This is a genomic window from Synechocystis sp. FACHB-908, assembly GCF_014698595.1.
GTDB lineage: Bacteria > Cyanobacteriota > Cyanobacteriia > Cyanobacteriales > Microcystaceae > Synechocystis.
On the sequence record NZ_JACJTH010000042.1, the window covers coordinates 212,353 to 227,495 of the forward strand.

General features: G+C 47.9%; 10 protein-coding genes and 1 pseudogene. 2 read left to right on the forward strand and 9 right to left on the reverse strand.

Annotation, left to right across the window (positions count from 1 at the left end; translation table 11 throughout):
* Window positions 1-39: 39 nt before the first annotated feature.
* The 8 genes and pseudogenes from H6G46_RS16740 to H6G46_RS16770 form a co-directional block, all read right to left on the reverse strand.
* Complete coding sequence (locus H6G46_RS16740) at window positions 40-2,247, reverse strand: caspase family protein (RefSeq protein ID WP_010873177.1); 2,208 nt, start codon at window positions 2,245-2,247, stop codon at window positions 40-42.
* Between the two features lie 152 nt (window positions 2,248-2,399).
* Entirely contained in the window at window positions 2,400-4,406 is a 2,007-nt protein-coding gene (locus H6G46_RS16745; protein WP_010873178.1) for a hypothetical protein, read from the reverse strand.
* A 466-nt stretch (window positions 4,407-4,872) separates the two neighbouring features.
* Window positions 4,873-5,110, reverse strand: a pseudogene (locus H6G46_RS18540) (hypothetical protein); the annotation flags it as partial.
* On the reverse strand, window positions 5,103-6,221 hold the full coding sequence (locus H6G46_RS16750) for a branched-chain amino acid ABC transporter permease (protein ID WP_010873179.1): 1,119 nt from the start codon (window positions 6,219-6,221) through the stop codon (window positions 5,103-5,105). The gene H6G46_RS16750 and the pseudogene H6G46_RS18540, both read right to left, overlap by 8 nt.
* Before the next feature lie 81 nt (window positions 6,222-6,302).
* Window positions 6,303-6,851, reverse strand: a complete 549-nt coding sequence (gene frr / locus H6G46_RS16755; protein ID WP_010873180.1) for a ribosome recycling factor — start codon at window positions 6,849-6,851, stop codon at window positions 6,303-6,305.
* Entirely contained in the window at window positions 6,838-7,560 is a 723-nt protein-coding gene (gene pyrH / locus H6G46_RS16760) for a UMP kinase (RefSeq protein WP_010873181.1), read from the reverse strand. Before pyrH ends, frr begins: the two co-directional genes overlap by 14 nt.
* Window positions 7,561-7,760: 200 nt before the next feature.
* A complete protein-coding gene (locus tag H6G46_RS16765) occupies window positions 7,761-7,982 on the reverse strand; it encodes a type II toxin-antitoxin system HicB family antitoxin (protein WP_010873182.1) in 222 nt (73 codons plus the stop codon).
* Window positions 7,983-8,327: a type II toxin-antitoxin system HicA family toxin gene (locus H6G46_RS16770; protein WP_020862242.1), complete on the reverse strand. Its 345-nt coding sequence runs from the start codon at window positions 8,325-8,327 to the stop codon at window positions 7,983-7,985.
* 247 nt (window positions 8,328-8,574) lie between these two features.
* Here H6G46_RS16770 and clpB point away from each other — a divergent pair, with 247 nt between their 5' ends.
* Both clpB and H6G46_RS16780 read left to right on the forward strand, forming a co-directional pair.
* Window positions 8,575-11,271, forward strand: coding sequence for an ATP-dependent chaperone ClpB (gene clpB, locus H6G46_RS16775; RefSeq protein WP_010873183.1), 2,697 nt, complete (start codon window positions 8,575-8,577; stop codon window positions 11,269-11,271).
* A 30-nt stretch (window positions 11,272-11,301) separates the two neighbouring features.
* The gene (locus H6G46_RS16780) at window positions 11,302-11,790 is read left to right on the forward strand and encodes a hypothetical protein (protein ID WP_010873184.1); all 489 of its coding nucleotides are present in this window, start codon (window positions 11,302-11,304) and stop codon (window positions 11,788-11,790) included.
* A 111-nt stretch (window positions 11,791-11,901) separates the two neighbouring features.
* Here the strand turns inward: H6G46_RS16780 and H6G46_RS16785 are convergent, their stop codons facing one another.
* Window positions 11,902-15,129, reverse strand: a complete 3,228-nt coding sequence (locus H6G46_RS16785) for an efflux RND transporter permease subunit (RefSeq protein ID WP_010873185.1) — start codon at window positions 15,127-15,129, stop codon at window positions 11,902-11,904.
* Window positions 15,130-15,143: the final 14 nt, after the last annotated feature.

Below are 15,143 nucleotides of genomic sequence, written 5' to 3' on the forward strand. Positions count from 1 at the left end.
CTAATATCCTAACAAGGAATCCCTAGATTGCGGGCTTTTCTAAATGACTTGATACATAATGGGCAGACTTAACCAATCGGCGGTGGATAGTAAAATCATATCGTCAGGGACTGGGGCCACCGTCACCCCATGGGCGGTTAGGTCTTGGACCAGGGCTAGTACCACAGGGAGCAAATTTTTCAATGGCAGCACCCGGGGGGGATGGCTTTCTAGGCTGGGGGGATCGATGGAATTGTTGCCGGTGATTTGTTGTCCTAGGGCTGTGGCAGTGCCGGCCAGGGGAAAACGGGAAAGAATTAAAAACCAATGGGCGATCGCCTTGTCTCCACCAATAATCCAGAGGGGATCTTCTGGGCTAGGCCAGGTCAGTTGTTCTTTGCCCTGTAGTAACTTTAGGTCTGGACGGAGAATGGCCGCCACACTCAGACCGCGATTATTCACCCCAATCAAACAACCGTAGAGGGTTTCATTGCTAAAGTTTTCCAATTCACACTGTAAAGCTTGGTTGGTGGCCACGGCGGGCAGGAAGCTGGGGGGAGCATTGGGTATGCCATTGCCCCCATTGCCGGGGTTGTTGTCCTGGGGAGGATAGGGGTAACGGGTTGATCGCCATTGGTAAATTAGGCGGGGCAGGGGATTATCGCCGCTGGTTTGTTGCACCAGTTTGATGCCGGCCCCCAGTTGGGTGCTATTGCCATTGGCCAGTAAGGTCAGCCATTTCAAGGCCAGCAAACGGTTCAAGCAGGGGTCTAGGGCACCAATGACAGTTTTCACCGCCCCGCTGGACTCAGACTTAGTCAGGGGTTGCAAAGGGTTTCCCCCCTCGGTAAAGAGGCTATAGCGATGGGCTTCCAGTCTGCCAAACACACAGTCTGCACTACCTTCCCCGGCATTAATCACTGTTTCCACGGCGGCGATCGCCCCAAAGGCACTGGTGGCATCCACCCGCTCAATGCGTTCCAGGTCATGGGCTAGGGCCACTGTTAAAGCGAGGTTTTTAGGGATAGCTCGGTATATTTCCCGCAGGGCACTGCCCACCAGCATTTCCTTTTTGCTTTCCCCGCCATTGGCTTCCGTTGAGGATGTCGCTGACTCGGCCTTGGTCGATGAAGTTTTGGTGATCGCCGTTAATGTGGCGCTTTGTCCTTTAACACTTTGCACTTGCCAGAGGGAATTATCCGTGGAGTTAAGATCGCTCCCCGTCTCCGTAGCTGGAAAAGTTAAATAACAGGAATGCACCAAAGCCCGCTTTTGCACCAGGGGAGCCAGGGCCACAATTTGACTTTGTAGGGAATTGCCACTGATTAAGCCAGTTACCATTCCCTCTCCTCCCGTGGTTAGGGTGGTGGGAGCGAGGAAATCAGGGGAATTATTTGGCGATCGCCATTGGGGAATTTGTTCTGTCCCTAGGCGGGGAACCAGTAAATTGCGGCTATGGTCCCACAGACTGGCCATCACACTGGTGGAGCTATTTTCCCAAAGACTTTGGGTGAGGGCCAAAGTGAATAGTCCCGCTGACTGCTTGCCCAGTTGAACTTCCACCGCAGTTTGCCCAGGGCTAGTGGCACTAATTAGGGTGATATTGCCCAAACTTGCTTTGGTTGGGGGATTGCTGGGGTTAACTTCTGGGGGGATTGGCCCACCCCGACCGCCACTACGACCCCGGAGATTGCCCTCAAACTCCTCCACCCCAGTGCTAAAACCACAGTCGAGCACAAGATAGACCTGCTTAGTTTTGAGAGATTGCAACCAATTGATTAGGGTAGTGAGGGGTAGAAAGTTATCCTCTCCTTCCCCGTCTAGAAATAGTCCCAAATGGGGTAGAGCCTGCTCCCAGGTCGGGTTGGGGGTCATGGCTGCTGGTGGGTTATAACTGCCATAACCACTAAAGGCCACCACCACTGGGTCGCCTTTCTGCACCTGTTGCCGTAGATGCTCATCAAATAAAATTTCCAGGGCTGACAGGGTAATACCTTGGGGGTCTAACCCGGCAATCTTGGCTTGATCAAAACCGTAACGCCCCGTTAAAACTTCCCCCAGCAATTGCCTATCGGTGGTGCATCCCATCAATCCCCGGCGATCGCCATTGGCTCCATTACCTTGCCCCGCCGCCAACAGTAGGGCCCACTTTTGATTGGTGTTGGATGCGAGGGATTGGCCCATATTTCTGCCGGACCATGCCCAGGCCCAGGAACCAAGGCCCAGGGCCATGCCGCTACGTAAAAATGTCCGTCGGTCAAAGGTCATTGTCAATTCAACTCTCTAAGGCGATCGCCATGGGCCTAGCTTAGCGTTTTGAGAACTTTGGTGCTGGACACATTCCCATAATCAGATTAACAGCAATGTTTGCATTGGTGAATGTGCCGGAGCAAATATTTTTTTCTTAATGTCGCCCTAATTTACTTGGATTGTTGAGCTAATTTTGGTTGAATTTGATAACCGAAACACAACAAAGAAAACCATAGTTGGGGAGAAAGCTTTTCCAACCAATTGCGGGAATTAATTAGCCACTGGGGATACCAAAAGCGGAATAGGGCATTGAGTAAAGCTTGACGGGAAAAATCAAAATAAACTAACAGCCATTTTAGTAGATCCTCGGTGCCAGCCATCTGCCAAATCCAAAACAATAGTTGGGGATTTTTGCTAGCAGCCTTAAGAGCTAAGCGAGAAAATAATAGCCAAGTAGTGCGGTCTTTAATGAAAGTTTCCGCCACCGTTGGGGCCGAGTCTGCCAATAGACCAAAGAAAGTATTGAGCATGGCATTAACCTGTTGGGGCGGCAATTGTTTCCCCGTCGGCACCATCATTCCCTTGGAAAACATCCAAGTCACAGCAATATTACTTTGGTAGGCCCGAATTTGATTTAATTGCTTTGCTTGGAGCAGGTCATACTGCAAAGCTGTGTGCAACAAGTCCGTTAATTTGGCTAGATTCCGTACTAGAGAGCCAAACCCAGTGAACACCAAAGGAGATTGGAGAGAAGCGGCATCCCCGATCGCCATTAATCGGTCTAGGGCAATGGTACGGTCTTGGGCGCTGGTGCTAAAGTGACCAGGAATATAACCGAAGGTAGCTTTTTTCCAAGTTAACTTTTCCAGATTACAGCGACGATACTCCGGCAAAATGCTGAAAAAGTCTTCGTACATTTCCAACAAAGAACCAGGATTTTCCCGATTAACTTGATGGTAATGGAAAAGATAAATGGTCATTTCGTCCCCTGCTCCGGGGAACAATTCCCAAATTAACTGCCTACCCCGGGAAATATCTCCATGGGAATTGAGCACATCACCATAAGCATTATCCCAAACCACCGGATCTAGGCCTTCCACCACGGCCCCCACCGTGGGACAAACACTGTTAAAAGTTTTACCGCCATTTAATTGCCAAGCAATGGGAGAAGCGGTACCCATGGCATCTACTAACAATCTGGCTTGGGCTAATTTTGTTTGATTATTTTCCAAATTAATGCAATGGACTACCACTTTGTTCGGATCAATAGTGGCGTTAATAAATTCAGTTTCATCCCAAATAATTCCCCCTGCTTGCTGGAGTTTATGTCCACAGATAGCCAAGAATTTAGCCGAATCTAGGGCAATGTTTAATACAGTGGGAGTGTGGAGCACATTAGCTTTAAGATGGGGCGGATTATAGGCATCAAAAAACTTATTAAACCCGTCTCGATATTCCCGGGCAATGACGCTTTCAAATTCCTCTGGGGTGAATAAATTTAAGTCAATTAACCGCTGAAATTCATCCCGGGAAATATTCCATTCCCGATTCATTCGGCCGAAGGGCAATCGTTCAATGAGCAGTACCCGATAACCCAACCGGGCCATCACCGCCGCATGGACTGAACCCAGAGCCCCGCCCAGGTAAATTAGGTCAAACTCAGGGGTTGCAGGGGCGATCGCCGTTACCGTGGAGGTTTGACTGACCACCTGCCTAGGGGTTTGGGGATTCGCTACATTGTCCCGCCACCGTTGTTCCCACCAGTAAACGCGCTTGAGGTCATATTCTCCTTGGGGAAATTTTTGGAAGAATTTAACCGTTTCAGGATATCGATCTTGTAACGCCTGGAAAATATTTTGCCGATCCAGATCGATCGCCGGTGGGACCGGATAGGTGGGAGGAAATTTTTGCCCTAATGCCCGCCTTAATTCCTTGGCGATCGCCGTTTCTTGGGGGAAGCTAGTGTCACCCCAACGCACACACTTAAGATAGGTAGTTCTTTGTAGAGACCACACAAAAATGGATAGTTCACTGCTTTGGCCGGAGGAACCCCGCAACCGTAAACCTTGCTCCGTAGGCAACTTTTGCCCCACTAAGGGCGACCAATTTCCCTGAAGCCAAGCGACAACTTCAGCGGTGGCAGGGGTGGGGACTTCACAGTAGAGCAGTTCACGCATGGGTTGGAAATGGACTTAAAAGTCGTGGCCGGCGGATTGCCAAAGCACAAAAAATGTGTAGGAAAAAAGCAAAATGTATCTGGCTTGTATTTATGGTATCAACCAATGGGCAACTGGTTGAGTATTTGTCGGACAAAAAACTAAGTTTGCCTATAGATTAAACCCTAGGCTTGACAAAATTGCCACTGAAATCATATGAGATTTACAAGTTTTTTTGATGATTTAATAATTTAATCGCCCAGATTTAATTAATTAAAAGCAAGCCTAAATCTTGTCATTAATTTATTGGAAAAACCTGTGGTGTTAGGGAATTAGTCAGCACGGTAAGCCGGGAAAATTTTAATAAATGAAAGCTTCTTAATGGCTGGGGTGTATAAATCACCGCCATCCAGGGCTTTAATAAATTAAAATAGCATAATGACTGAATTATTAACCTCATATTATTAAGTATGTTTTTCCAGCCACTTCTTTGATTCCAGCAGAGATATTTTTGTATATTCTGATAAGCTATCTTCTTAGTCTGTTTTGATTGACTTTAAGGAATCACTCTGCGGGGATAAATTTTCTATCTAAAGACTTACCGTTAAATACACGCTCATCACTATTTCCTCCCATTTTTCTATTCTCGAATAGCCCATCATTCTAAAATCTGCCCACCCCAATTCATTCTTTAAGGGAATTTGAACAAAGTTGCCCTTAGCGCCCTAGGGTTAACTCTTCTTTTTTGCCTAAAATGCCCTGGGGTCGCCACACCATTAACACCATTAAAATTAGCCCGATGACCATAACCCGTAAAGCTCCGGCTTGACTCTGGTCTAAAAAAGCAATTTGGGGTAACAAAAACCTGGTTAGGGAATCATAGGCCCAAAAAATAATGGTGCCCAACACCGTGCCCGCATTACTGCCCGCTCCCCCCAGCACCACAATGATCCAAGCGTTAAAAGTCAGCAACGTGTCAAAATTACTGGGGTAAATACTGGTCAATTGCCAAGCAAACAATGCCCCCGCTAAACCGGCGATCGCCCCGCCACCCATGAAGGCCTGTAACTTATACCAAAAAACATTTTTGCCCAGGGCCCGGGGAATTTCTTCATCTTCCCGGATGGCTTTGAGAATACGACCCCAGGGGGAATGGACCCAAAATTCCAAACCAGCATAGGTAAGGGCCAACAAGGTTAAAGCTAATAACATTAGCCCCGCCTTACCAGAGTAGTTATACAAAGAAACTACCCCAGGCACATAGGCAGTTAAAATCAACGCTGTGGTAATAATTCCCCAAATTAGCAAAGCCAAAGGCTTACGGGGCTGATAACTCTTACCTTGGATTTTTTTACCCTCTTTCCACTGTTTTAAGAGACTTTTAATTAAAATACTTTCAGCATAAATAGTGAGAACTGTGAGCCAAATCACAAAAACAATGCGACTTAATAATGTGGGGTTAAAATCCATCGGCCAGGGAAAACTTTGTACCCCAAAAGTTCCCTGGGTTAACCACTCTTCGTTGTTGGCTATCAAGCGAATTAACTCGGAAACGCCGATGGTAACGATCGCCAGGTAATCTTCCCTTAATCTGAGGGTAGAGGTGCCAATGAGCAAACCCAACGCCATGGCCAATCCCATCCCTACCAACACTGCCAGGGGAATGGGCAAACCTCGTAAACTCAGCAAGGTGGTCGCGTAGGCCCCCAGGGTCATAAAAGCGACATGGCCAAAATTAATCAACCCGGCAAAGCCCCATTGTAAATTCAAGCCCAGGGCAAAAATACCGTAGGTAGCGGCGGAAGTGATCAAAAAAATCAGATAGCCAAAGTTCATAGAATTCAAGGGAGCAATGATGTTCGGCCAATGAGTCCAGGGTTTATTTTGACCACTGTTGAAAGTCAGTCTAGCAAAGGATTACACCGTGGTGATGTCCTTTTCCTTAGCCGCCAACAATTCATCAATACGCTTGGTGGATTGATCAGTCAATTTTTGGATTTCTTCTTGCAGATCCCTGGCTTCATCTTCGGAAATGTCCGAATTTTTTTCCTGTTTCCTCACTTCATCCACCGCATCCCGGCGAATATTACGGATGGCCACTTTGCCTTCTTCCGCCAATTTACCTGCTACTTTCACTAGTTCTTTGCGTCGCTCCGCTGTCAGAGGAGGTATATTCAGACGAATGACTTTACCATCGTTGTTGGGGGTTAAACCCAGATCCGACAGGGAAATGGCCTTTTCAATGGTGCCAATACTGCCCATGTCAAAGGGTTGAATCACAATGGTGCTGGCATCGGGGGTGCCAATGGTGGCCAGAGATTTTAACGGGGTTTCGGCGCCATAATACTCCACAGTAATCCGGTCTAGCAGGGAGGCATTGGCCCGGCCGGTGCGGATGGTATTGAAGGATCTCTGGGTCGCTTCAACACTTTTTTGCATGTGGTCCTTGAGTTCAGCTAACTTCACAATTTTCTCCAACTAACGTACCGACTGCTTCGCCTTTGATGGCCCGTACAATGTTACCGGGAACCCCCAGGTCGAAGATCATAATGGGAATATTATTATCTTTGCATAAGGCGATCGCCGTGCTGTCCATGACTTTGAGATCTTCGGCCAACACATGGCTATAGGTCAGAGTGGTGAAGCGGCGGGCATTGGGATTGGTTTTGGGGTCAGAATCATAGACCCCGTCCACCTTGGTCGCTTTGAAAACCACTTCCGCATCAATTTCGGCGGCCCGCAGGGCGGCAGTGGTGTCGGTGGTGAAAAAAGGATTACCCGAACCAGCCCCAAAAATTACTACCCGGCCCTTTTCCAAATGACGGATGGCCCGCCTACGAATGTAAGGTTCCGCCACTTCCTGCATGGCGATCGCCGTTAACACCCTGGTGGGAATATCCATTTGTTCGAGGGCGTCCTGGAGGGTCATGGCGTTCATCACCGTGGCAATCATACCGATGTAGTCGGCGGTGGCCCGGTCCATCCCAGCAGCGGAAGCTTTCACTCCCCGGAAAATGTTGCCTCCCCCCACCACAATGGCCAACTGTACCCCGGCCTGGAGAACATCCTTAATTTCCTGGGCGATCGTTCCCACCACAGCGGGGTCAATGCCATAGCCCAGGTCTCCCATGAGGGCTTCACCGCTCAATTTCAACAAAACTCGCTGGTAACTCATGCCGCCATCACCATTGATATAAAGACAAGGAATGAGGGTTAAACGCAAAATTCCCCCCATACCATAGCACCCAAGGGGAACCTGCAACGACTTTTAAACACCCCCGGTCTTTCTCCAACGGTCAGCCAGCTATTTCATTTTCATTACCCAATTCCTGCAATCGGATTTAGCGGCGATCGCCCTAAAAATACCCATGTACCCTATGCGGCACTCAACATCTTAATTTTGGCAATTTCTGCTTCCAAACTAGGCAGTTTTTGGTTGTGGGTCTGGGCTGTTTCTAGCCAGAGATCTTTAACTATCATTAATTCTTCTAGAGTTTCCTCTAGGGTTTCTCCTTGGGCCAAACAGCCACATAACGCAGGAATTTCAGCGACAAAACCACCTTCTGCACAGGGATAAATAACAATTGGATAATTCATCTATTTTTTCTCGATAATTTCAAGGATTCGGCGAATATAGATTGACTTGACTTTCTTGTTGTGGACGGGAATAACCAGAATAATATCATTTTTTTTGAAAATGTGATGACTACCTGTGATTCTTTCAAGATAGAAGCCTTCTAGCTCCAGTAACTTACAGACATCACTGAATCTAATGTTGTTAGGACTATTTTTCAGGAGCGCAATGAGTTTTTTTCTTTTAGGCACAGTTTCATAACTTATCAATTGTATTCCCCAAAATTTTACCAGAGTCTGAAATGTTTGTTGAAGTGACTCTTCTTTGCTGGCAAAACTGATTTGGCAAATATTAATTTCAGGTAACAAAGCAGTAAACTAAGATCATAGACTATGACAACCTACTTTTAAAATATCTAGGAAAAACAATCATTATTAGATAGCTAGATGGAATTTTAAAGGGACAAAGCTGAGGGGATAATAGCTAATAAAAAATTTGCCAAATTGTATTCCAGACAAGCTTAATCAAAAATGCAAAGCTTAACAACTAGGAAAATGATTCAGTCCCCCTTACAATGGATGAGCAGTTTTGCCCATATCCCTCAAGCTAGTCTGAATGCAACCTACTGATCCAACCAAATTTACTGAACAAGCCTGGGACGCCATTGTTAAATCCCAAGAAGTAGCCCGTCGTTATAAGAACACAAATTTGGAAGTAGAGCATATTCTGCTGGCGTTGTTGGAGCAGGATATGGGTTTGGCGGCAAGGATTTTCCAGCGGGCGGCGGTGGATGGCGAGGGACTACGGCAACAGTTGGAAATTTTCACCAACCGGCAACCCAAGCAGGCTTATGTAGAACAACTTTACCTGGGGCGTAGTTTGGATGTGATGCTAGACCGGGCCGATGCCGCCCGTAGTAGCTGGGAAGATAAATTCATTTCCGTTGAACATTTACTGGTGGGGTTTGCAGAGGACGACCGGGTGGGGCGCAAAACCCTCCGCGCGTTTAACCTTGACCCCCAGGATTTAGAGTTGGCCATCAAAGCGATTCGAGGTTCCCAAAAGGTGACGGAGCCAAATCAAGAAGAAAAATATGAAGCGTTGGATAAATACGGACGAGATCTGACGGAGCAGGCCCGCCAGGGTAAGCTAGACCCAGTGATCGGTCGAGATGAGGAAATTCGTCGAGTTATTCAAGTACTCTCTCGGCGTTCCAAAAATAACCCTGTCCTGATCGGTGAACCGGGGGTGGGCAAAACGGCGATCGCCGAAGGTTTGGCCCAACGGATTATCAATGGCGACGTACCAGAATCATTAAAAAATCGGCAGTTAATTTCCCTGGATATGGGCAGTTTAATTGCCGGGGCTAAATATCGGGGGGAATTTGAAGAAAGACTGCGGTCAGTGATGAAGGAAGTGACCAATTCCGATGGGCAAATCATCTTATTCATTGATGAAGTCCATACCGTAGTGGGAGCCGGTGGTCGCGAAGGTTCTGGGTCCATGGATGCAGGGAATTTGCTCAAGCCCATGTTAGCCCGGGGGGAGCTGCGGTGCATTGGGGCCACCACATTGGATGAATACCGCAAAAACATCGAAAAAGATCCTGCTTTAGAAAGAAGATTTCAACAGGTTTACGTCAAGCAACCTAGCGTGGATGATACGATTTCCATCCTGCGGGGTTTGAAGGAAAAATATGAAGTACACCATGGGGTCAAAATCACCGACTCCGCCCTAGTAGCAGCAGCTACCCTTTCCCATCGCTATATCCAAGATCGATTTTTGCCCGACAAGGCGATTGATTTAGTGGACGAAGCAGCCGCCCGATTAAAAATGGAAATTACTTCCAAACCGGTGGAATTAGAGGATATTGACCGACGCTTAATGCAACTACAAATGGAAAAACTTTCCCTAGAAGGGGAAGAAAAACGTCCTGGTTTAGGAGCTGACAAATCTTCCAAAGAAAGACTAGAAAAAATTCAGCAGGAAATTACTGAATTAGAGGGTCAGCAACAGGAATTATCCGGTCAATGGCTGTCGGAAAAACAGATGCTGGAAGAAATTAACACCCTCAAAGAAAAGGAGCAAGAGCTAAGACTTCAGGTAGAAAAAGCTGAGCGGGCCACTGATTGGGAAAAGGCCGCCAAAATTAAGTACGGAGAGTTAGAAGTCCTCCAACATGACATTGAAGAAAAAGAAAGTAAATTACTAGAAATTCAAGGCTCCGGTAATACTCTTTTGCGGGAACAGGTAACGGAATCGGACATTGCCGAAATTGTCGCCGGTTGGACGGGCATCCCCATGAACCGTCTCATGGAAACGGAACGGCAAAAATTATTGCAATTGGAAGGTCACCTCCATCAGCGAGTGATCGGTCAGAAGGAGGCAGTAGCGGCAGTTTCTGCGGCCATACGTCGGGCTAGGGCCGGCATGAAGGACCCCAGTCGCCCCATTGGCTCTTTTCTGTTTATGGGGCCCACGGGGGTAGGTAAAACGGAATTGGCTCGGGCCTTGGCCGGGTTTCTGTTTGACAGCGAAGAAGCCATGGTGCGGATTGATATGTCCGAATATATGGAAAAACACGCCGTTTCCCGTTTAATTGGAGCTCCCCCCGGTTACGTGGGCTACGAGGAAGGGGGACAATTATCGGAAGCAGTGCGCCGTCGTCCCTATTCCGTTGTGTTGTTGGACGAAGTGGAAAAAGCCCATTTAGACGTGTTTAATATTTTGCTGCAGGTCTTGGATGATGGCCGCATTACCGATTCCCAGGGGCGGGTGGTGGATTTTCGCAACACCATTATCGTCATGACCAGTAACATTGGCAGTGACCATATTCTCAGCCTTTCCGCCGATGATGCCGACTACGACAAAATGCAGAAACAGGTATTACAATCCCTGCGCAAACATTTCCGTCCGGAATTTCTCAACCGTATTGATGATCTAATTATTTTCCATACGTTGAAACGGGATGAGTTGCGTCGCATTGTCGTCCTACAAATTAAACGCATCGAGAAGTTATTAGACGAGCAAAAAATCACGCTTTCTCTTTCCGATGCTGCCCTGGATCACATCGTCAGTGCTGGTTACGATCCCACCTACGGAGCAAGACCTTTAAAACGTGCTATTCAACGACAGTTGGAAAATCCTATTGCCACTAAAATCTTAGAAAATACTTTCGTTGCAGGGGACAAAATTCTCATTGATTGTGTGGATGGTCAGTTAATCTTTGATAAAGAAATAGAGCCCACAACATTACCAGAAGAGCCAGAAGAAAATATCACAGCGGTGGAAGTCGAGGTTCTTTCTTCATAATATTAACTCTAAGTAAATCAACATAAGACTATGGCTATCTCTCTAGATGAAGATAATCAAAAAATAATAGAAATTCATCAAGTGATAAATACGAATAGTCGTTTTTACGGACATTTAGTAAATTGGTATGAGGGCGTTTCTTGGCATTATGGCATTGGACTCGATGAAAATCTGATTTTTGACACAGGCGGGCTTTCGATTTTTACGAGAAATCCAAGCGAGTTCTTTATTGTCCCAGACGTGCAAAAGTTTTCTCCATATCAGACAATCGAGCGGCTCTGTTACGCTTTGATTTGCTTTAAAGATTGGGATTATGGGCTTTTGGGATGGAATTGTGAACATGTTGCTCGTCTAGTTGCATCGGATTCAGCCGTATCTTATGAAATTAAAAAACTGCCATTTCCTATTCCACAAATGAATCATGGTGCTTGGCACCCTAATGCCAGAAACATCTTGGATAGCTTTATAGATCAAAACAAATACCTAATCAATGACACACTAACTACATTTCCTAGCTGAAAAAATATTGTTCAGCTCTGCAAGGCACCGAAAACATCTGTGGATACCCAATAGACTGGTATTTCAATCTTTTTTCAACCTAGAATATTTGCAAAAATTTTGAGCAAACGATTATTGGATTTTTGTTGGTACATCTTCTTCGGTTAAGCGGGATTCCAAATCGGTTTTGACTTTTTCTATATCAACCCCTTCCCATTGGTGTAGCAACACGTACAAGCAGGGAATTAAAAATAGGGTTAGTAAGGTAGCGAGGGAAAGACCGGAAAACACCACAATGCCCAAAGGTTGGAGCAATTCTGATCCTTGTCCAATGCCCAGGGCGAGGGGAAACATGCCCAGCACGGTGGTAATGGTGGTCATCAAAATCGGTCGTAAGCGTTGGGGGGCTGCCCGTAAGATAGCTGCTTCTCGACTGATGCCTTCTTCGGCCCAGATTTGGTTAGCTAACTCCACCATGATGATGGCGTTGTTGACCACAATCCCCACCAGGAGTACTGTACCAACAATTACCGTGGCACCGATCGCCGTTTGGGTAACGTATAAACCCAAAATGCCTCCAGCCAAAGCCAAAGGTAGGGTGAACATAATTACCAGAGGATCGAGGAGAGAATTGTATTGCACCGCCATAACCACAAAGACGAGAAACGCCGCCAAGCCCCCTAAAATCACCAGGGAAGACTGTAACTGTTCATTGCTCGCCGCCGCTGTACTGGGCAGTCGAGACACCCCGGGGGGAAACTCCATGGCGGATAAAACTTGGTCAACTTCTGTGAGAGCTTCACTCAAACTAGCCCCTTCCACTAACGTACCAGCAATTAAAAACACCGGCCGTTGGTTAATGCGTTGAATTTCCCCCGGTGCCCGACCTTGGTCAATGGTGGCCACATCCCCCAAACGGATCGGGCGATCGCCATCAATAAAGAGGGGAATTTGTGCCAAATCCCCAGGGCCAGAGAGCAAATCATTGTCCAATTTCACTCGCACATCCACCAGGCGATTTTCCCGTTGCAACTGGGTGGGCACAGCACCGTCTAAAGCAGTTTGGACTGTCTGCCCAATGGCTTGGGTGGTTAAACCTAATTCCGTCGCCCTTTGCCAATCGGGACGAATCTGCACTTCCGGTTGACGGGGATCGGCATCGGGACGAAAACGGGCCAATGTAACTTTTTCTCCTAATTCCGCCAACACTGCCCGCCCCGCTTCATCTAACACATCGGCATCATTCCCCTGCAAAACCACATCCACATCTACGTTACGTAGGGGGGAATTGCTCAAAATCAGACCCCGCAACTGTCCCGGTGCCATCCGCAGACGAATATCCACCAAGTTCAGCGCTTCCAATTCCGCCGTCACCCGTTCGGTGAATGCCTCCACATCGGTATTGGGTTTTAGGGTAATGGTGCTGGAACTGCGCAGAGCATTAGCATTAACGTTACTGCCAAAGAGAAACCCCCCCACCGTGGTGAAAGCGTATTCGGTTTCCGGCTGATTGATGAGGATGTCATCCACGATCGCCATTAAGCGTTGGTTTTCCTCTAAGGGAGTGCCGGGGGGGAACTGGGCAAACATACTGGCTTGACCCGTATTGATGCGGGGCAAAATTTCCTGGGGAATCTGTCCGATCATCCACAAACTACTGCCACCAAAAACAATGAAAATAGAAGCCACCGCCACCAATCGATGTCGGATCAGGATGGATAAAAAACGGGCGTAGGCCGCCGTGGCCCCTGCAAAACGTCGGTTAAATTCCCGAAAAAATAACCAATTACCCAAACCACTCCGGCGGCGAATGGCCAATAAACGGGAAGCGGCCATGGGCACTAGGGTCACTGCCACCAGGATGGAAGCCGCCACCGCAAAACTGATGGTCAAAATTAATTCATTAAAAATCAGGGCAATGAAGCCACCAATCATCAAAAATGGCAATACCGCCACCAAGTTAGTGCTAGTGGAAGCCACCAGTGCCGATTCCACCGTTTGACTACTGGCGATCGCCTGGTTGCGCATTTCCCCTTTAGTTAGTGGGAGGGGATTAACTTTGCCGGGGGTCATGCCCGCCCCTTCCGCAATGGTTTCCAACATGACGATGGAGTTATCCACCACAATGCCCACCCCCAGGGCCAAGCCCCCCAAACTAAAAACGTTCAAGGATAAACCAAAGGCCTTCATGACAATGATGGCCGCCATGGTGGCCAAGGGAATAGCCAACACAATAATTAACGTCTGTCGCAAAGAACCGAGAAATAACAAAACGGCGATCGCCGCCAGGACCGTACCAATTAACCCCGAAACAACAACGTTATTGACCGAGTTACGGATAAAAACTGAATCATCTAAGGTAGGGGTTAATTCCGCCGCCTGGGGAATAATGCCTTCTGTGCGTAACTCCTCCAAACGTTTTTTAACCCCATCCACTACTTCAATGGTGTTAGCCTCCGGTTGTTTCTGCACACTCACTTTTACCGCCGGATTACCGTTGAGGGTCACAAAAATCCGTTCTTCCTCTGTACCGTCAATAACAGTGGCCACATCCCGCAGATAAACTTTTTGGGCCGATTGATCCTCCAGACCAGACACTGTGCCCACCACTAAATCCTCAATTTCCTGGGCTGAAGCAAATCTACCCACTGTACGGGTTAAAGGTTCCGACTCCGTACCAACAATTCTGCCCCCGGAAATATCCACATTTCGGCTCTGTAAAGCATCCAATACCTGGGTCAAACTCACCCCCGACCGCTGTAGTCGTTGTAAATCCACATTGATCCGGACTTCTTCCTGGGCTGCCCCCGACACATTCACCGATGCCACCCCCGGCACCACTCCCAATTCCCGTGCTAACTCCTCTTCTGCAAATACCCGCAACGATGGCCCCGACAACTCCGGGGAGGTAACGGCAAATTCATACACCGGCAACTGGGAAGGATCAAACTTAAATAACCGGGGGGTTTCCAGATCATCCGGCAACTGGTTGCGGGCCCGGTTAAAGGTAGCGGTGGCGTCATTCAACGCTTGGTCAATATTGCCCCCCGGCTCGAAAAACAAATCCAGGCTAATTTGCCCCTCCCTGGTTTGAGAGTAAACCTGCACCACCCCTTCCGTGGCTGACAGGGCCGCTTCCAAGGGTCTGGTAATTTCGTCCACCGCCACTTCCGGAGATACCCCTGGAGCATCTAGTCGCACGCCAATGCGGGGATAGGTGATGGAAGGCAACAGATCCACCGGCAGGGAAAAAACAGCGAAAACCCCCAACACAATAATGGCCAGGGTGAGCATAAGGGTGGCAATGTGCCGACGGATGGCCAGGCCACTCAGACTAAAAACGGAGTTGGGGGAGGACATAGGGGCTGGGGGGA

Coding starts and splice junctions, on each gene's coding strand:
- H6G46_RS16740 (WP_010873177.1), bottom strand. CDS start 2,247: ATGACCTTTGACCGACGGACATTTTTACGTAGCGGCATGGCCCTGGGC.
- H6G46_RS16745 (WP_010873178.1), bottom strand. CDS start 4,406: ATGCGTGAACTGCTCTACTGTGAAGTCCCCACCCCTGCCACCGCTGAA.
- H6G46_RS16750 (WP_010873179.1), bottom strand. CDS start 6,221: ATGAACTTTGGCTATCTGATTTTTTTGATCACTTCCGCCGCTACCTAC.
- pyrH (WP_010873181.1), bottom strand. CDS start 7,560: ATGAGTTACCAGCGAGTTTTGTTGAAATTGAGCGGTGAAGCCCTCATG.
- H6G46_RS16765 (WP_010873182.1), bottom strand. CDS start 7,982: ATGAATTATCCAATTGTTATTTATCCCTGTGCAGAAGGTGGTTTTGTC.
- clpB (WP_010873183.1), top strand. CDS start 8,575: ATGCAACCTACTGATCCAACCAAATTTACTGAACAAGCCTGGGACGCC.
- H6G46_RS16780 (WP_010873184.1), top strand. CDS start 11,302: ATGGCTATCTCTCTAGATGAAGATAATCAAAAAATAATAGAAATTCAT.
- H6G46_RS16785 (WP_010873185.1), bottom strand. CDS start 15,129: ATGTCCTCCCCCAACTCCGTTTTTAGTCTGAGTGGCCTGGCCATCCGT.